The sequence below is a fragment of the Allotamlana fucoidanivorans genome, from assembly GCF_045788535.1.
Lineage (GTDB): Bacteria > Bacteroidota > Bacteroidia > Flavobacteriales > Flavobacteriaceae > Allotamlana > Allotamlana fucoidanivorans.
In genome coordinates this window covers 441129-461645 of the sequence record NZ_CP074074.1, presented here as the reverse complement: position 1 = coordinate 461645, position 20517 = coordinate 441129, and the positions used below count along the sequence as shown (strand labels likewise).

Below are 20517 nucleotides of genomic sequence, written 5' to 3'. Positions count from 1 at the left end.
TTACTAATGCATTCGCTTAAGTTTATTTTTTTGTAAGTAATATGGTTTAGAATATTACTCCTTAACAAGTTTAATGGTTTGAGACCCCTGACTTGTTATAATATTTGCAAAGTATAATCCTGTATTCAAAGAGGAGGCATCGATGCTAATTTCTCCTGAGTTTGGTGTTTTTGTTAAAACTGTTTTTCCTAAAATATTTACCAGTGAAACAGAAGTGATGTTTAAATCTTTAGCTTTAATGGTCCAAACATTTTTAGATGGATTAGGATACACTTTTAAGACATCCTTTGTAAAGGTGCTAGTACTTAAACTAACTTCATTGTAGAAGTAGAAATTATCAAACCATACGGTTCCGTTACCTACTACTTTAAAGGCTACCGCGTGAGCCAAGTCTACGCCTTGGAAAGCAGAAAGAGGAATATCTACGCCTAACCAAGATTCTGTAGTTGTAATTGGTAATGGATATCCAAATTCGGCTGCAGCCCCATTATTAGTCACCAAGAAAAATTCTAAGCTTGTTGAGTTTGCTGTCCAATAATCAACATGCAAGTGTGTAAGGCCAGAAACATTTTGTTTGGTATATTCCGTACCTTGATAATTCAGGCTAGCATATTTTAAAACCTCTTCACCACTTACCATTTCAATAGTTGCAGATGTTGATTGACCCCAAGCTGGATTGTAGTTACTATCTGGAACATTTGCATAGGCATCACTAAAAATAGAAATGACTTGATTGGCCGTTTCATCATGAGAGGGTGTTTGAGCAACTACTGTTGGTTCTGGTAAATTTACTATGGTTCCTTCAGGTACCACTATGTTGTCAAAATAAAGGGTATGATCTTCAGGTCGGTCTTTTCCATTAACATAAGGCTCAATAAAATCTGGAATAATTACAATTCTGCTGTAAGTATTTCCAATTTGCCCTGAAAAATCAAAGATTACTTCCTCCCATTGATTGGTAGTGGTATTGGCAATTTGAATCTCATGGGCAGGACTTAATCCTTCAAATTTTATGGCTATTTTACTTGTATTAGGTTTGTGAACCATAATCTTAACAATAGCATTTGTTTCATCAAAAGTAAACTGACCTATATCATCTGTGAATGCTAAGGCCCAGTTATTATCTGTGGTTCTAGCGATAAATTCTATAACATTATCAGATGTATTAATGCCACTTGGGTTAGGGTTCGTTTTTAAAGTAAATGAAGGTGCAACTTCTGTTGGGGTCCATGACCAATCTTGACCTAATCCTCCAGGTTCAAAATCAACAGTAACACTAGTAGTTTCTGTTGGAGCAATAGGATTTCCTACAACACCAGAAATATTATCTACATAAGTAACCTCATTGGTTGCTCCATTTCCGTTACCTATACCAGGAAAGAAAACGAGAAGTTTGTATTGGTCATTAACAGGATCTCCTACATCTGGGTTGTCTAAATCTACTGTAATAGATTCCCATCCCGTCCCTGAGGTGGTAAAAGCACGTTCAACATTGCCACCACCATTGAGTGACTGTTCTAACTTTAAAAGTCCACCACCAGCAACAGTGCTATAATAATCAAAGGTGATAGAACTACTACCTGTTGCATCGGTTAAGTCAATGTAGTTTGTGGTCATTCTTAATTGAGCATTTTGCCAAGGTTGTCCGGCATCAGAGGCATTTATTTGTCCCACCTTGCCTTTTCCAGAGGCAGCAGGATCATCTACTACAGCAACAGAAGCCAGACCACTATCGGCCTTCCAATTATCACCAATAGTAATGTTACTTTCAAAATCAACCGGAATATTTTGAGAAAATGATAGCGAGGTTATCGCTAAAATCAATAAAAAGGTAATTTTTTTCATAATGTTTTATTTAGAATTATTTAATTATTTAGTTGTTGTAAAGTTAGATGATGCGTATTGTGGTATTGCTATTTTTGTCCAATACAAAAAACATACATTTCAAAAAAAACAATGATTTATTGCGTAAGTCGCAAAAAAAAAGAGGTTTTAGCGAGTTGCATCTGATAGTTAACGAGGTGTTTTTGCTAAGTGTTGTGGTAATGTTGTGGTATAAAATAGGGCAGCAACAGATTGAGTTAGGTTGTAGTATTAGTGTTTTTAATTTTATCTGTTATTATGGCGTGCTTTGATAGAATATAAAAAAAACCTTGAGCGAAAAACTCAAGGTGTATGGTGACTTGTTTTTTATGCGTTTTTACTATTGAGGGTCTATAGAAATAAAATTAATGAGACGTCTTGAAATTTTTTTTATAGAATTAAGGGAGAATTTTAATTTTTCATTCTTATCCCAAAGACCCCAAAATGCACCAACATCTCCTTCAGCACCAACCTTCCAGGATTCATCAAACGAGGAAAAATAGAACATCTCAATATTATCTGCTTTCGACCAATTTTGCGCGTTAATGAAATATTTTATGGCGCTTTCATAAGAGGGTATGGCGCCATAAAGTCCTGTGCCTTCACTGGGCCAGCCTGTTTCTGTAATAATTACTCTTTTACCTTTAGCCGCTTTTAGAGCTTGCCTATACATATCTTTCATATATATTAAGGAATATTCTAAATTACAGCCTTCCCAATACGGATAGCAATTGGCTAAAATAACATCACAGGCTTTGGTTATGTTTGGTCGATCTGTAAACTCATAATAGGCATCTACATAACCCATTGGAGTGTTTGGAAGTGCATGTTTAACTTTTTCCATGAAAACAAGTAATTCAGTTTCACTTAAATCACCTCTATAAAGGACTTCATTGCCCACAGCGGCAATATCTACATAACCCGCTTTGGCTAATCTTATTAAACCGTCTATTTCTTTTTTGTTAATTTGCGAATCCTTTCCTAACCAAGCACCAACTAAAGTTTTTAAGCCATACTCTTTAGCTATTTTAGGAATAAGTTCATTCCCTTCTGTACAAGAAAACGAACGAATCCATGTTGTATATGGACGAATCAATTCAAGACGTCTCCTAATTTGCTCTTCTGAAATATGTGTGCCTGGTTTTTGACCTTCTTCATAAGGGCTAAAGCATAACCCGTGCATACCTTGTTTTAGTGTCTTTTCAAAAAGATATTGAAGACCTTTTGTTGTTTTGTTATTGAGATTGCCGCCAGATAACGACATAATTTTATGATTTCTTTTACTCGACATAGCTTGGTTTATTATCTGATTCTAAATGCTTTTTTCTACTTTCAAGTTCGGCTCTAATTTCATTAGCGCGTTTCTCGGTGATATCATAATTTCGCATAACATACATAGCAAGTAAGGTTCCTAAAATAGGTAGGCCAGAATAAAATATGCGTAAACCTGTTATGGCATTTTCGGGTTGTGATTCAGCGGCTGGAACAAATCCAACAAGAGTCATAATAGCACCACTTAACAAACCAGCTATAGCTAAACCAAACTTAACCATCCACCAATAGATGGCGCCAAAAATCCCTTCTCGCCGCTGTCCAGTGTTTAATTCGTCGAGGTCAATAACATCGGCGGTCATTGACATCATCAAAGTGAATAAGCTACCAATACCAAAAGAAAAGAAGGGTAAAGCAAAAATGAACATATATGGTTTTCCAGGGACAAAGAGAAACCATAATAGAATATAACCTAAAATAGAAATACCTTGCGAGGCTATGAACGCTCTTTTTTTACCCATGACTTTAGACATTTTGGCAACTACAGGAATAACTAAAAAAGTGGTTACTAGAGCTCCAATGCTGCCAAACAAGGTAGGCCAAACTCCTGCGGCTCCAGCATCACCATTAAAAAGGTAATAAACCACTATAAAAAAAGAAAAGCTTGCTATGGTATTAAAGGCATTAAATATCAAAAAAGTGGCAATGCATAATTTTCTAAAGGGTACAGAATTAAAAGCTTCTTTGAAACCAACAAGGATTTCTTTTAAGCTACCTCCAATGTTTTTTAAATTAAGTGGAGAATAACTTTCTTCATTCAATGTGGATTTACTTTTTATAAAAATAGCGGGAACCATTGCAAAGAGCATGCAAACAATACCTACCCAAATGGCCAGTTCTCGAGTGGCCACATCGGCCGATTCAAACCAACCTTTGTCATACATAATAACCCAAAACCACGGAGCGATGACCCATGCCCATTGACCTATCCATTGCGCTACGGCCATAATATTTGTGCGCTCATGAAAATCAGTACTCATTTCATAACCCATGGCGACATATGGTACACTAAAAATGGTTAAGCCCAAGTAGAAAGCAAAAGACCACAATAAAAAATACCAAAAGTTGTAATCTATACCATCTTCACGATAGAGCTGCCACATAATTACGAACGAAATCCCCATAATTATGGAACCAATAAACACGTATTGTCTTCTGCGTCCCCAACGTGATTTTGTGTTGTCTGAAATAAATCCCATGATAGGGTCTGTGATAGAGTCAAAAACACGGGGAATAAAAAACAGAACACCCCACATCCACCCAGGAAAACCTAGGTCTTGAACCAATACAACCATGAATATTCCTAAAATGGCAGGAAACATTTGATTGGCTAACATACCTATACCAAAGGCTATTTTTTGTCCTAAAGGAACTTGTGGTTTGGATGTGGATTTTGACATGGTTTTAGTGTTTAGTTTGTTTATAGGTTCAAAACGTTTATGTTTTGGGAATTACAATGGTTTGAATAGCTTGTTTGCTTATTTGAATATCTTTTGATTGATTAAATAATTTTATAGTGAAACTTTTATTGGTCATACCCTCATTAAAAATGACTACAGCAATGGAACCATCAGGGTTTTTAGCTGCGGTTATCATTAACTCCTTATCAGTGTTTTCTACTTTAATTACTTTAGCTTCGGGTCTAATATATCGGCTAAAATGAACCATGATATCATACAATGGTGTAAAGTAAATCTCATCTTTATCAGGGTCAACAATAACAGGGGCAATGCACCAGTTTTCAAACCAATTGGGGCCACCTTGGCGGTTTAAAACCATATTCCAGTCTACCCAACCATCAACCCAATTGTTAAGGCATCCAATAATATCTCTGGCATATCTGTTTACTGGAGCATATTTTGGGTGTAGGTGTTTGTCTTTTTCTTCAGCATAATCATAACCCCAGTCTGTGGCTTCTTTTTTCCAGTACCAAGCATCATCTTTCCATACTGGAACTTCGGCATCAATACAGCCTTCGGTTTCTATTAAATATTTGCTTGGGGCTCTATTATGAGCATACTGCAAGTCTTCTGGAAAAACCTCATAGGTACTTTCATACCAGTGAATGGCCGTACCATCAAAATATTTTGAAGAGGAGGGGCTGCGGTACATTTCATCAACCCATTCTTTTAACCCGGCTCGATTTTGATCGTAACCTAAAATAATTTTGTCACCATAACCATCAGCTTCCAGTTTGGGACCCAAATGAAATTCTACAAAGTCAGTCATTTCTTTTGGCGTAAAATGCATGCTTTCCCAGTTGTTTCCGTTGCCATGGGGTTCATTTTCAACAGTAAACCCCCAAATGTCTATACCTTCTTTTTTATAAGCGTCTATGTATTTTGAGAAAAATAAGGCCCAGGTGTCATAGTATTTAGGTAATAGTTTACCGCCAACCCAATGGTTGTTGTCTTTCATCCATGGTGGCGCTGTCCATGGAGAACCAAAAATTTTAAATCCGTCTTTTGAAATAGTCATGGCTTCTTTTATCATGGGGATAAGATCATCCATGTCTTCCTCAATGCTGAAATGTTTCAAGGAAAAATCGTCTTCAACGGGGGCATATGAATAATTTGTTAGGCTAAAGTCACAGGAGTTCATGTGTGTTCGTGTTAACGAATAGTTCGCGCCTTCTCTTGAGAAATATGCCTGAAGTATGGTGTCTCTGTTGGCTTTGCTTAATTGATTTAATAGATGAGCAGATGACTCAGTAAAAGCAGCTCCAAACCCAGTAATCTTTTGAAATGTGATTTCTGGGAATAATTCTATGGTTGCTTTGTTTTTGGCTGGTTGAAAACTAGTCAGTTGCTTTAGTCTATTACCACTCTCAGAAGTTTCAAACACCTCCATTTTTAATTCTTGTTTTTCATGTTTACAACTATTGAGTACGAGTGTCATGCACAAGACCATTGCTATGTTTTTAAGATGCTTCATGTTTAATGATTTTCTTTAGTATATATGTTTTTAAGAACAGTGAAGGCCATTTTTTTATTTCTGTTGATATCAACCATACCCCAAAATTCTTCATTTGGTGATCCATCATAAGGAACCCCTGAACTGTTTGGAGCCCAACCTCCGATATCTTGTTTATCAGGGTTTCCCGCTTTCCACCAACCATCAGTGAACGAAAACATAGTAACACCCGAACAAACATCAAGATTCTTAAATATTTCTTTTAGAATTTTTTCATTGGCCTGTGCTTGAGCTTGCTCATTGCTACCTTGATTAAAACCTTCGGCGGTAATAGTCATATAACTATCTGCTCCAGCTTCCGATAAATACATGGGTTTGTTGCTCATTGCTTTCCATTGTTTAAAGATAGTTTCTGGATTATCCCAACGATACACATTCATACCCCAAACATCAATATTAGGGCAGAATGCTAAAACGGTATTATCTGGAAGCTCACCATGTGCCGTAGCCACAGGATGATTAGAGTCTGTATTGTGAATTTGAATAGCTGCTTTATCAAGTGCCTTATACCAATTTGATAAATCTCCTTCAAACCATTCGGGGTGGTAGTTGTATTCATTACCCAGTTCCCACATTAAAATAGCAGGATGGTTGCTGTACTTTTTTATATAATTGAGATATGAGCCAGACACAATATCATAAAACCCATTCTGGTCATAACCAAACCCGATAATAACTTTTATTGCAGCATCGTTAAGGGCGTTTAAAACAGCTATATCATCAATAGGGGCATATACTCTTATAGTGTTTACACCGGCTTCTTTCATGAGCGCTATATCCTGATTTAAATTATCAAAATTCCGTGTGCTACTTCCTATTGGAACAGGGTGATAACAAATGCCTTTTATGAGGTAAGGCGTATTATCAACTAACAGATGGTTCCCTGAAACTTTTACCAACGGAGTTTGCTTGCTACAGGCTAAGACTAGCATTGATAAAAGACAAATTGATATGTATTTAAGTGTATTCATACTTTTTTAATGTGTCCACATTTCACTCACCTTGGGCGGCGCTTCAACTGTTTTTATCAAGTCATTAAAACGACCATTATATGTTTTTGTAATGGGTTGTCCATCTCTAGTCAGTCCGTTAAATATCCCTTTATCAACTAAATCCCAAATAGCATACTTGGCTTGTCCATTAAGGTTGATGAGCCCAAAGTGGTTTTCAGACCCATTGGGGTTTTTGGCATCTTTCCAAGGTTCATCAAAAGCTTCAAAATAGAAGCAAGAAATACCTGAAGTGTTCGTCCATTCTCTCATGAGTTTATAATATAAACCCGACTTGTATTCATCAGCAGCTCTTGATAGGTTTTTGCCATAATGCCCGTTTGAAGTGGTGGCCCAACCAGTTTCACCAATGTGAATGGGTTTATTAATGCCAAGACTTTTTACATAATTAAACACACTATCATATTGCATTTTAGCGAACTCTAAAGCTCTATACATGGCAGCTTTTACTTGCTCTTCTTTTGGGGTATGCTCTTTACCGTTTGGAATCAACCAAAATTCTGGGTTGTAGTATGTGTTATGCATAGGGTAGGTATGCATGGAAATGTAGTCAACTGCTTTTATTAACTTTTCTAAATCTGGCGTATGATAGGTCGGATCGCCACCGCCCCATGAAGAAAAATCATCAGAAGAGGTAATCCATAAATCCTTTGGTAAATCACCTTGGTTTTTTAAATCTTGTAAATGATTCACCCATTTTAGAATCACTTTGGGTTGAACAAAATAATTTGTTGCCCAGTGTACCATCGCTTCATTACCAACAGCGATTATTTTTACAATGTCTGGGTATTGTTTTGCTAAAGCTACTGCTCTTGCTATTTCACCTGCATTCTGTTCACTTTCTATATCATGATTAGGTGTTTTATCTGTCCATGCATTTTGGCAATCTATCCAAGCCCCTAACATAACATACATTTCAAAGTTGCTATTTTCTTCTTTTAACTGCTTAATGGCTTTTAAAAGATTAGAAGCTTGCTGAAGCTGCACATTATAGGTTCTCAATAGCTTAATACCCATAGCAGAGAGAAGTTTCATGTCATCTTTTAGCTCAGCAATAGTTGGTTGAATATCTCTGGTGTCATGGCGATAGCCACCATAAGATATAGCCAAATAATTTGGGTTACCCAATATATCAGCTGCTGTTATTGATTTTTTATTGCATCCTAGCATCATTACAAAAATTAAAAGTGATATGAAACTTTTCAGTTTTAACATATGTTTCGTTCTTACTGTTTGATGGAAACTGTTATGTGTTTTACATCACCTTTACGTTCAAATATGGTTTTTGAAGCTGCATAGTCAAGAGAGAGTTCATTTGAAACAATGCGCCTTCCGTTATTAAAAATAATTTCAATATCATTGTTGTCAGACAGCCTATAAATCACAGGAACCTGGCAATATGTAAAACAAAGTGATCCGGCGTTTAATGGAATGCTTTCCTTTTGACCATTAATAGCCGTATAATGAAATACAGAGTTTTTAGATAAAAACTCTTTGGTTTGTAACAGTTTTGGCATGAATGTGATGAGACCGTTTTCAACAAAAACACCAAGTTCTCCAAATCTGCTTAACACGTCCTCTTTTACCTGACCTGTCATACCTGGTTGTTGTGCACCTTTTGTGGCGGGTGTATGAGAATAGGGGTCTGTTGGGAATGCGCCATATAATTCAGGTGATTTATGTACCCCAATGCCCGCACTGATTTCATAATAATGATCAAGTAATCGTCCTATGATTTGCTTGTCAATTCCTGATTTTATGGCCAACAAGCAGTTTTCTTGTACGGCCAATAGAAGTTTTGATACCATATGCCAATAAATAGAACCTAAACCTTCATATCCAAAAAAGGTGCCTGATCGTCCCGTAAAAGATTTATGATCAAAAATAGTTTCAAAAACCTGTAAAGTGTCTTTGATATTATTGGATACTAAAGCAGCATATTTTGGTCCTAAATCATTTAAGGCCTTTTTTACACTGTCAGCATTGTTGAAATTTTGATTGAAGTGATAATTGCCAAGTACATCTTGTTCTATAACTTGACGATTGCCATCAGCTATCAACTGTTTTAAAAGGGCATTTGTTTCAACCTTATCTTTAGGAATATTGTTCTTTTTATCAAAACGCGGAAGATTTTTATTTGGATAAAGAATATAACTATATTGATCTTCTCTGAATAAAGTACTGTTTTTTAAGCCGTCTAATAGGGTTAACGCTTCAGAAGGAGATAGGTATCCTGAACTTAGAGCAGCCACTTGACCTTCTAGCATTTCAGAAAGGTAAGATATGGATACCTCATTATTAGCTTTTAAGGTCATTAGATTATAGGCATGATACATATTGTCATCCCGTTTATTAGCTTCAATACTATGAGCTAAGAATTTTTTTGTTGTTTTAATAAAGGACGAAATGGTATTAAAATCTAAATCCATCTTTTTACTAGAAAAACCGTTCTGGTAAATGACTTCTCGGTATTGACTACCAGCCTTTCCTAAGCCTTTAAGAATGTTTTTTCTGTCCTTGTCTGAAATTTTACCAGTTAATAGGTTTTCATGGTTTTTAAGGGTGGTTGTTATGCCATTAAAAAACTCGAATAATTCTTGTGATATGGATACTTTTGAAGTTTCAGCATTAGCAATAATGTTTTCAAAAAAGTTAAAAAATCTATTGAGGTAATAAAGTGTTACCATGGATACACCATTACCAACTAACGCGTTATTTGCATCATTCCACTCTGGGCGTTGGGTGTTTAACCAAATACCGCCTTCGGGAATGAAGTTTGATAGTTTGGCTAAAACAGTAGCCAAGAGTTTTTCAATAAGGTTAACTCGATATATATTTGAATTACCATCTGATAACAATGCACCGTCTGCACCTAGTGTTTTTCGCTTTTCATTAATACTTTGATCTAGTTTATAGTCAAAGTCAATTGTGTCTTTTGGGTTGTTTAGAATATCCTGAAATCCTTTTATTTTGTAAGGAACATTGGCATACACGAATATGTTTTCATTAAAACGTTTTTCAAGAGTATTGGGTTGATAGTTTTCAATAAATTCAAGGAATTTTAACAGATAAATGATTTGGTGATCACCCCAATAACCTATGTACGACCAAGGGTCATGTTCTTCAATGACTTCCCAATCAAAACCATCTTTTGTAACACGATACGGGTTGTAGCCGTCAAATGTTGTTGCATTCAAAAACTTATGAATCATGCCCTCTATAAACTCAGGATACGAGTGGGCAAGCGCTTCCCAGTTCTGGAAGATATCGCGCCAGTTGCCTTCATAGTCTAATATTTTTGAGCCATCAATTTCACTTCTGGTATTAATTGAGAATTTATTCCAAGGTCTACTTGGGTCGCCATGTCTTCTGCTAAATTTTAAAGGTAAGTATTCAAAACAAAGCCTTTTAAAATCTGGGTTGGTATCCGCCTCTGCTATTTTTTTTAATTGCGTTAGTGTAAATAACTCAGGAAGCGTGTTTATAATGGCTGTTTTTTCTTTGAAAACAAGTTTGTTGGCTTTACCTAAATAGGTTGTAAAGTCTTCTTTTTCAATATTATAATTGTTATCAAAAATACCGCCACGCATGATATTGAATAGGGTGTTGGCAAAGTGTCTGTTATTCGTTAGGGGATCAGCCGTTACTTGTAATCCGTCTGCATTACCTGTTAATCTTACAAGATTTTGCGTGCCTGCATCTATACTTTTATCTATGGTTTTTACAATCTCAGCATCAGATTTAATCAGCGCTTCTATTTGAACAATATCTGAGATGGATTGATTTACATTGGCTACAAAAAACCATTGTTTATTGGCACCTGAAGTTAAATTTATGGTATCAGAAATAAAATAGGCGCCTTTTTCAGCTTTGATGTCTATTTCTTCTTCAACAGAATGGCCTCGTCTGAATGTATCAAGTTGTAAAGACGATATTAAACGGGTAGGATTGGTAAACCCTTGAGACCATACCATATTGGTACTTAAAGATTCGCTTGGTTCAGCTTTGTCAACAATAACAGCACTTAAAGCATAAACCCCAACACCAGTTTCAGGGTGTAATTCACTTTTTTTGTAGGCATCAACTAAGTTACTTCTACTGTTTTGTAGCTCTGAAGATACATTACTTGGTAAAATATTCTGTAACCCATCAAGAACAGTAATGGCAATTTTTTCTTCAGAATCATTTGTGAGGGTCGATTTTTTTACAAAACCAAATTCATTACTAGAACACCATTGGTATCTGAAGGTTAACCCCAAGTCGTCATTTATTTCTTCAAAAATTATTTTGTTTCCATAGCTGTTTTTGTAGAGGTTGTTTCTAGTGTTGTATAAGCCCATTTGTCTGATTGAAAATGGTTCCCAAACTTTAATACCGTGTGGTGTGTGAATTTGAAATATGGTTTTACTTCCTGTTGTATCAGCTAACTCGGTAATTTTATCATCTGTATAATAGGGGAATAGGGCATATTCTGCATTTTTTCTACCAGCCGTTAATCCACCGTTGCTAGATATAAACATCCAGTGATTTGAGTCACTTACAATACTCATGAAAAATGGTCTCATTTGATCACTATTAGTGATTTTATAATAAGATTCATTTTCAAAAGTGATTAATTCTCCTTTGATGCTTTCGTACTGATTTGAAAGCTTGTTATTTTCTGCTGTTAAAGTATTTGAATTCATTTACCTTATGGTATTATTACAAAAGCTATTCTCAAAGGAAACCAACGCTTGATTCAAGCGAATCGAATTCAAAAATGGCGAATACTACTTTTGTTGGTTTAAAGTCTTAGTTTGTAAGAGGTATTTCTCTTAGTGTTTTTATTAACTCCGTTTGGTCTGAACTTTTTTAGACCAAACGGAGTGCTATTAATTAATTTACTGGTATACTCTTATATAGTCAATTTCCATGGTGTCTTCGGTGAAATTAGGATCTACCGTTCCGCCTAATGAGCCACCCATGGCCACATTTAAAATCATAAAGAAATCTGCATTATATGGAAGCTGTTCATTGTTATCATACGAGAAGAAGAAGTCACCATCTACAGACATTTTTATAGATTCAGCTGTCCATTCCACGGTATATACATGAAATTCTGTTGCTGTATTAGCAACTGTAGTTTCTTCAACAATAGCATCACCTCCTGAGTTACCAGGAAAGTGGAGCGCACCAGACGTTTTTGTTTTGTCCTGACCTGTTTGCTCCATAATATCAATTTCTCCGCAGTTGGGCCAACCTACATCAGCAAAGTTAGCACCTAACATCCATACGGCAGGCCAAGTACCTTGTGAAGCAGGAAGTTTAGCTCTGGCTTCAATTTTTCCATACTTATATTCCTGAAGGCCTTCTGTTTTAATTCTGGCAGAGGTATACCCACCGCTACCATCAGCTTTAGCCGTTATTTTTAGAACGCCATTTTCAACAATCACGTTTTCAGCATTATTTGTGTAGGTTTGAAGTTCTCCATTACCCCAACCACCAGAGCCAAGATCATAGGTCCAGTTGGCAGCGTTAGGTGCACCATCAACATCAAATTCATCAGACCATACTAAATCTTCAAAACCTCCAGATTCATTAGGGTTTTGAGTTTGGAACGTGCAATACCATGCTAAACCAGGATCAACCCCATCAACAACTCTTACATATAGCTTACTATCTGTAATTGTAATAATTTCGAACAAACTATTTTTACAATACCAACTCATAAAACCATCATCAGACAATAAGATGGTGGTACCTCTGTATTCAGGATCTTTGGCATCTTCAGTAGCTACTGAGCTTGAAGGAATTAATGCTACATTACTAGTTTCTCCTAATGACGGAACAATATCTTTACCATGACAGGTATCTCCATCTACGCCTATGCTACCAGCTACCGTTCCAGGAATATAAGCTTGACCAACGGTTTGCTGAAATGTGAGATTTCCATCTGCATCCTGAGTGAATACTAACTCGGCATCATACATACATAATTTGTCTGGGTGAAAAGGATCAGAATTAAAGTAGGTAGGGAAGGTGTGGTCTCCAGGGTTTGGAACATTTTTTACGTTGCTTCCTAGAGCAATATTACTAGGCTTGTCAGCGGCCCAATACCAAGTTTTGCTACTACCTGCGCCACCACTTAAAAAATCTTTGGCCTCAGGATCTTCAAAGTCACTTCTTACAGTAACATTAATAGACGTGCTAGATTGTACACCTCCAGTGCCAACGGCATTAACAACAACGGTATATGTATTTACGTCTACTTTTGTAAATCGATGAGTTACGCGTCCTGATTGATTGGTTTCGCTAAATCCGTCACCAAAATCAAATTTGTAAGCTAAGGCTCCACTAGAGGTTGCCACAAGATTAACCAAGCCACTTCCGTCTCCTTCAGGATCATTACAGTCTTCACAAATAACGTCAGCAGATAATGTTACATCGGTTGGGCTTTTTATGTCCCCGAAAGAGGCATCATCATCCTGGCATCCTGTAAAAACAAGTGTCAATGCCAATACTAGACCGATGCCATATTTTAATTTAATATTTTTCATAATCTTTCCTTTTTAAATTTTAACCAGTTTATATTGCCAAATTACACCGCCGCCTACATCTATATAAACAGAAATGGTATTACTATCTATAAATTCAACGTTATAAACAACAGCATCTGGAGCATCTGCTGGGTTGGAAAGCTCAGAGCCATTTACGGCTTTGGGTAAAACAATGTAAGAGCCTTTTCCGTTAATAGTAAATGTTCCTGCAGCTGCATTATAGCTATAGGTTGCAGGGATGGAACCATCATGTGGAGCTACGGGCGTTCCACAATTGTCACCGCCACCTTGCCAACCTTCAATCCAGGTTTCTGAGCCTTGTTCATTTTTAAAGGAACCATCGGCACCAAAGACATATAAATCATCATAATGACAGGCTCTATCTTGAACGCAACTGGCATCACAATTCCACCAGCTAGTATCACCAAGAGAAGGACCAACGCCTAAAGCACCTGGCTCTTGAGCTATTTGCCATGTTCCAGTTAGAGGAGTTGTTACTACGCCAGCTCTTATCAATTTAAATTGCCAGATTGCTCCACCAACATCGATATTTACAGCGATAGTGTCGTTATCTAAAAATTCAATATTATAAGTTATTGATTCAGGGGCATTACTAGGGCTTGATAGTTCACCACCGTTATATGCCTTTGCTAAGCCTATAAAAGCTCCAACACCGTTAAGCGTTAGGGTGCCTGCGCTTTCATTGTATGCATAGGTAGCAGAATTTGATCCGTCGTGCGGGGCTACTGGTGTTCCACAAGAATCGCCACCACCTTGCCAGCCTTCGGTCCAAGTTTCAGATCCCAAATCGTTTTGGAAAGAACCATCGTTACCAAATATATAAACATCGTCATAATAGCATGCTCTGTCAGATACACAGCTTGCATCACAGTTCCACCAGCTTATGTCTCCAATAGTTGGTCCTACGCCTAATGCCCCAGCTTCAGGAGCCATAACCCATTTTCCAGGTAAACCGGTTGCGCCGGTTGAAGGAATAGTTTGGTTGATATCATCTACGTAGAATGTCCAATCTGAGCCTCCGCTACCAACGGTTCCAAAATCAAAGAAGAATACTATTTTTTGATATGATTGAGATTCATCAATATCTGAAAAATCAAAGGTTACCTCTTCCCAAGTATTAGTACCCGTTAATGTGGCTTCTTTTTCAATAAAAATATTGCCATCGCTTAAATTTTCAAGTTTGAATAAAAGTTTAACACCTGCTCTTGGAGACCAAACTTTCATTTTCATGGCTTTTTTCAAACTAAAATCTATAGGTGAAGACATGGTGATTACGGTACCAGCCCATACTTCTGGAGCATCTTTTACAATTCTTGCTACCTTTGCAGATGGGTTGCCATTTGTGTCTGGATTATCTATCACCGCACTTGAGGCTCCACCAAAACTAATCAAAGCAGATTCATCAAAAGCTTCAAAATCAATAGGGAAAACAACGGGAGCAGAAATAGTTACTACTTGTTCTAACTCGCTGCTTTCGGCACCACCACTTAACGCTACGACTTTGATGTTATAATCACCAACACCTGGGTATAAGTTGCTTACAGTTCCGCCAATTTCTAAAGGCGTGCCTTCTTCTTCAGGGTTACTTGTGTCAAAAAATACAATAAAAGAAGATGCATAATCAGCTTCGGCAGACACATTAAGTAAAAAGGGGTTTCCACCATCTATAGCCGTGTTAATTATAATATTTTCAGGTGCTCTGAACGATACATTAACGGTTTGTGTCCCTGTGGCTGTTTTGCCATTAATACCCGTTGCAGTAATCGTGGCTTCATAAGTGCCCTCAGTATAAATATGTTCTACTAGTTCGCCAGGAGCAATGGATTCTGAGACTTCAGATCCATCTCCAAAATCTACAATAAAGCTAGCAACACCATTACCGGTTGGACTGATTTGAGTAAGCCCTGTATTGTCTGGAATAACATTTACACCAGCCGCAATGTTAGACGGCGCAGCGATATTATTTACAAAATCAATGTTTTCGTCATTCTCACAACCCATAACCATGAGCAGTACGATGAAACAAAAACGGGTTATATATTTAAATGTTTTCATAGTCTGTTTTTTTTAATAATTCGCGTTTTGATCCCAGTTCCCATTTGCAAACTGAATTTCTTCAATTGGAATAGGGAAAACTTCATTCTTATTTGGTGTAAACCCAGGGATTTTAGTGCCTTCTCCCGTACGAACCAGATCAAAAAAGCGATGACCTTCGCCCATTAGTTCTAAGCGTCTTTCTCTAGCTATATCGGCTGTAAGATTCGTGCCAGTAGTTGCAATGTCTTTTGAATTATCATCAACCCCATAAGCGCGTCTTCTTACTCTATTAACATATTCTTGAGCTTTCGTATCATTAATGCCGCCTCTATTATAGGCTTCAGCAGCCATTAACAGAACATCAGCAAATCGGATAGCTCTATAGTTGCCAGGGTTGGTAAGATTTAAATCTCCAGCGGCATCTTCACTTCGCTTTCTTGGGATGTATTTTCTGTTAAAATATCCGGTATGTTCATAACCTTCTTTATATTCAGCACCTTCCTGAGCAGCCCAGGCTACAATATCTAAAATGGCAATATCCTTACGTAAATCGTCATTAGGAAAAGCATCATAAGATTCTTGTGTAGGCACGTTAAAACTAAATCCGGAAGAAAATAAAGGGCCAGAATAATTTCTTATGCCGCTAAAACCAATTGCCACATTACCTTCGCTACACTGCAAGCAATCAAAACTAGCTCCTTCAATATCTGTATATTGAACTTCAAATACAGATTCAACACTATTTTCACCTTCAGCTTCCCAGAGCATTTCATAATCATCAACTAAATCATATGGACCCATTTCTATCAAGTTATCTAAAACAGATGTTGCTTCAGCAAATTTTTCTTGAAACAAATAAGCTTTACCTAGTAAGGCTTGTGCAGAACCTTTTGTTGCTCTACCTACTTGAGGTGCTGTGTAGGTTAAATTTTCTATAGCATATTTTAAATCTTTTTCAATTAAAGCATAAACATCTGCTACGGGTGAGCGCGGAATAATTGTTTCGTCGCCAATTTCAAATCGTGTTTCTTTTAAAGGAACAGGGCCAAACCATTTTACTAATTCAAAGTAATAATAGGCTCTTAAAAAACGGGCTTCGGCAATGAGACCTATGCGACCTTCAAAGTCTGTTTTATCCTGAAATTCAAGAATAAAATTTGTTCTGCTAACCCCAGCATACATCCAGTTCCATAAATCTCTAAGATTATCATTAACTGGTGTATGAATCATGTCGTCAATTTGTTGCCATCCTATAACATCTGTTGCGCTTTCGCCACCACAAAGTGTATTGTCGGAGGCTATTTCACCAAGAATGGCATTTAAATAGGTAGACTGTAACAAATCATAGGCCCCTACTAAGGCACTGTAATAGTCAGCTTCAGAATTAAAGTAGTTTTCTGAATCTATAGCGTATTGTTGTACTTCCTCTAAGTAAGCATCTCCACAAGAATGTGCTCCAAATACAAGTAGTACGGTTGTTACTGCTTTTGTTATGTTATATATGTATTTTTTCATCTTGTATTTTTTTTAGATTGAAAGATTTAAGCCAATAATAAATTGTCTTGCTACCGGGTAAAAACCATAATCAATACCTCCTCCAATAGCAGCACCATTTGTGGCTGCAGGGTCATAACCATTGTATTTAGTAAAGGTGAAAGGGTTATTTACTAAGGCATAAATTCTAAATTTATGCATCCCCAATTTTTCAATAACATCGGGAGCTAAAGAATATCCTAATTGAACATTTTGAATTCGTAAGAATGAAGAGTCTTCAACAAAAAAGTCTGAAAACAATCTATTGGTTGTAGCCCCGTTTGTTACCCTTGGAACTGTATTGCTAGTACCTTCTCCCGTCCATCTGTTTAAATAGAGTTTTAATCGGTTAACATTGGTTTGGTCACGCTCATAGTTTCTAACCGTTTCTTTGTTAAGTTCAGCATACATGTAGGTTGAAAAATCCCAGTTTTTGTAATTAAAACTTAAATTAAGCCCCATAATATAATCTGCTTGGGGTTTTCCTAAATAGGTTCTATCAGCATCTGTGATTTCCCCATCATTATTCATGTCAACAAACCGTATATCACCAGGAGCTGCTGTACCCGCTTGTGCCGAATTAAGCACTTCTGCTTCATTTTGAAAGATGCCGTTTGTTTTATATCCTAAGAAATAACCAACCGGTTTACCAGGTTCTAAAATAGAAATGGGAGGTTGACCTACACTAAAATTACCTCCTCTTGAAGGGATGTTATCTCTAACTTCAAGTACTTCACCATCAATTTTAGTGACGTTATAATTGATACCGAAAGAGGCATTTTCAGAAATTTGACTTTTATAACCAACAGCTAGTTCTATACCTGTGTTTCGGGTTGTACCAGCATTAACTGTTGGTAAGCCTGCTCCTGGAGCAAAACCGCCTAATATACCAGAAACTGGAAAGTTTTCAATGAGTAAATCGGCTCTGTCTTCTATAAAATAATCAGCTACAATGGTTAGTTTGTTGTCAAACATATTTAAGTCTAAACCAACATCAAATTTCTTTGCTGTTTCCCAAGTAGCATCTGGATTAGGAATTCTACCCCCAGCTCTACCATTTGTGATACTTCCGTCCAAAACATAAGTGGCTTCACCATTTAGAAGCGATCTGTATAAGTCTGCCCCAACATTATTACCTAGAGTACCGTAACTACCTCTTAGTTTTAGGAAGTTTATGGTTTTAGAATCTTCTAAAAAGGCTTCATCTGAAATTTTCCATCCAGCTGTAACTGATGAAAAGTAATCGATTCTGTTATCAGGGGCAAAATCTGAAGATCCATCTCTACGAACCATTCCAGATATAAGGTATTTTCCTTTATAGTCATATTGAATTCTTCCAAAGTAGGAAGATAACCTACTATCATATAGAAATGAACCGGCATTTTTAGTTTCATTAAGGCCATCAGCTAATGAGATATCAGCAAAATCCCATGAATTATTGGGGACATCATAACCGGTACCACTTAATCCGTCTCCCCACTCTCTGATAACACTGGTACCTAGGGTGAATTCGGTGTTATGGTTTTCTCCAAAGGTCTTTTTGTAGTTACCAAAGGTTTCCCAAGTATATGAATTGTTTGTGTTTCGAGATTGATTTACAGTACTTCTTGGATTATTAAACACTTTTCCCGAACCATATTCAACAATAGGATTAAATGTTTTTCCTTTGTCATTATATGATCTTATACCAATACGCGAGGTAAATGATAAGCCTTCAATAGGCTTGTAAACAAGTTGAAATGTGCCTTCAATAGCATTTCCTGTGTAAGCATTATATGTGTTTGCCAATTGAGACAAAGGATTGATTACTTCGTTACCTAAAAATCCTGTAGTATCTTCTTGGTCTATAGCATAGGTAGGTGCATAATTAAGGGCATTAAATAACGGTGTTCCCAAGGCATTTTCACCAATGCTTTTCCTGTTAGAATTGAAATAGTTGGCTGAGGTTGTAAATTGAAGTTTCTTGCCAATATCAAAACCTAACTTAATTTTTACATTTGCTCTTCGGAAATTTGATTTTTCAGGAGCCACAATACCTTGTTGTTCTATGTATGAGGCTCCAACATAATAGGTGCTTTTATCACCACCACCAGAAGCACTTAAGTTATGATTCATGATTGGGGAAGTTCTAAATACCTCATCTTGCCAGTTTATACCAACACCTAAACCACTTACGTCTGGGTAGGGTAAAGGTTCGCCGTTTACAGCATGACTCTCATTTAATAGTAAAGCATACTCTGTAGCGTTTAAATAAGGTAATTTTCTAGTTGTTTGTTGTACTCCCGTAAATCCGTTATAGCTTAGTTTTAAGGCAGCGTTTTTCTTTCCACTTTTGGTAGTTACCAAAACAACACCATTAGCGCCTTCAATACCATAAATAGCGGCTTGTGCATCTTTTAGAATAGAGAAGGTTTCAATATCGCTTGGGTTAATTGTATTAAGGTCACCTTTATAACCATCAATAATGACAAGTGGGCCATTATCACCATTTGAGCTTACCCCTCTAATAAGAATATTAAAGCCACCACCTGGTGATCCAGAAGGAGCAGAAACGGCTACACCAGCAGAAGTACCCTGTAAAGCTTGTGCCGCGTCAACTGGTTTTAAATCTTCAATGGTTTTGGAATCAACAATAGCTACGGCACCAGTTACATCTTTCTTTTTTTGTGCGCCATAACCAATTACCACAACTTCATCCAGTTGGGCTAAATCTTCTTTTAATTGAATAGTTAATTCAGAATTATCTGAAATAATCATTTCTTGAGTTACATATCCTATGTAACTAATTGAAATTGTCGAGCCAATTTCAACCCCATCTAAAATAAAGTGACCATCAAAGTCTGTGGTGGTACCTTTTGTTGTATTCTTTACAAGAACATTAGCTCCTGGAATGGGAAATCCAGACTCATCTTGTACATTTCCCTTGATGCCAATTTCTTGAGCACTAGAGTATGTTATGAAGAATAAGGTTAAAATTTTCATTAACATGTGTTTCATAAAATGTCAGTTTTAGTTTTGTTTAAAATTATAAAACAGAATTGTTGATTTGGTAAAAACAGCCTCTACAAAAAACATACAATGCAAAAAATGGTATTATTTTTTAAGAAAAAACCAATAAAATAAAGGGCTTTGGTGTGATGGCTAGTAAACACGTAATTAAGTGTTAGGGCTACTTACTTAGTAAATGTTGTGGTATTGTATAGGTGTTTTTG

11 protein-coding genes are annotated in these 20517 nt (G+C 36.8%); all 11 read right to left on the bottom strand.

Translation table 11 applies throughout. From position 1 onward, the window contains the following. Nucleotides 1-54: 54 nt before the first annotated feature. A complete protein-coding gene (locus KFZ70_RS02145; protein WP_139698334.1) occupies nucleotides 55-1845 on the bottom strand; it encodes a T9SS type A sorting domain-containing protein in 1791 nt (596 codons plus the stop codon). Between the two features lie 358 nt (nucleotides 1846-2203). Beyond that, nucleotides 2204-3154, bottom strand: coding sequence for a glycosyl hydrolase family 17 protein (locus KFZ70_RS02140; protein ID WP_139698335.1), 951 nt, complete (start codon nucleotides 3152-3154; stop codon nucleotides 2204-2206). After that, nucleotides 3144-4595, bottom strand: coding sequence for an MFS transporter (locus tag KFZ70_RS02135; RefSeq protein ID WP_139698336.1), 1452 nt, complete (start codon nucleotides 4593-4595; stop codon nucleotides 3144-3146). Before KFZ70_RS02135 ends, KFZ70_RS02140 begins: the two co-directional genes overlap by 11 nt. Nucleotides 4596-4632: 37 nt before the next feature. Next, a complete protein-coding gene (locus KFZ70_RS02130; RefSeq protein WP_139698337.1) occupies nucleotides 4633-6129 on the bottom strand; it encodes a glycoside hydrolase family 30 beta sandwich domain-containing protein in 1497 nt (498 codons plus the stop codon). A gap of 2 nt (nucleotides 6130-6131) precedes the next feature. Continuing rightward, nucleotides 6132-7139, bottom strand: coding sequence for a glycoside hydrolase family 2 TIM barrel-domain containing protein (locus KFZ70_RS02125; RefSeq protein WP_233244084.1), 1008 nt, complete (start codon nucleotides 7137-7139; stop codon nucleotides 6132-6134). A gap of 6 nt (nucleotides 7140-7145) precedes the next feature. Beyond that, nucleotides 7146-8393 (bottom strand): glycosyl hydrolase family 17 protein, encoded by a 1248-nt coding sequence (locus KFZ70_RS02120; protein WP_233244085.1) that lies wholly within the window; start codon nucleotides 8391-8393, stop codon nucleotides 7146-7148. Between the two features lie 11 nt (nucleotides 8394-8404). Beyond that, on the bottom strand, nucleotides 8405-11863 hold the full coding sequence (locus KFZ70_RS02115; RefSeq protein ID WP_139698339.1) for a hypothetical protein: 3459 nt from the start codon (nucleotides 11861-11863) through the stop codon (nucleotides 8405-8407). Nucleotides 11864-12058: 195 nt separating this feature from the next. After that, nucleotides 12059-13714, bottom strand: a complete 1656-nt coding sequence (locus KFZ70_RS02110) for a family 16 glycosylhydrolase (protein WP_139698340.1) — start codon at nucleotides 13712-13714, stop codon at nucleotides 12059-12061. Between the two features lie 12 nt (nucleotides 13715-13726). After that, nucleotides 13727-15790 carry a PKD domain-containing protein gene (locus KFZ70_RS02105; RefSeq protein ID WP_139698341.1) on the bottom strand — a complete coding sequence of 688 codons (2064 nt, stop codon included), beginning with the start codon at nucleotides 15788-15790 and terminating at the stop codon, nucleotides 13727-13729. A 12-nt stretch (nucleotides 15791-15802) separates the two neighbouring features. After that, nucleotides 15803-17287 carry a RagB/SusD family nutrient uptake outer membrane protein gene (locus KFZ70_RS02100; protein WP_139698342.1) on the bottom strand — a complete coding sequence of 495 codons (1485 nt, stop codon included), beginning with the start codon at nucleotides 17285-17287 and terminating at the stop codon, nucleotides 15803-15805. Between the two features lie 12 nt (nucleotides 17288-17299). Next, nucleotides 17300-20302: a TonB-dependent receptor gene (locus KFZ70_RS02095; protein WP_139698343.1), complete on the bottom strand. Its 3003-nt coding sequence runs from the start codon at nucleotides 20300-20302 to the stop codon at nucleotides 17300-17302. Nucleotides 20303-20517 lie beyond the last annotated feature (215 nt).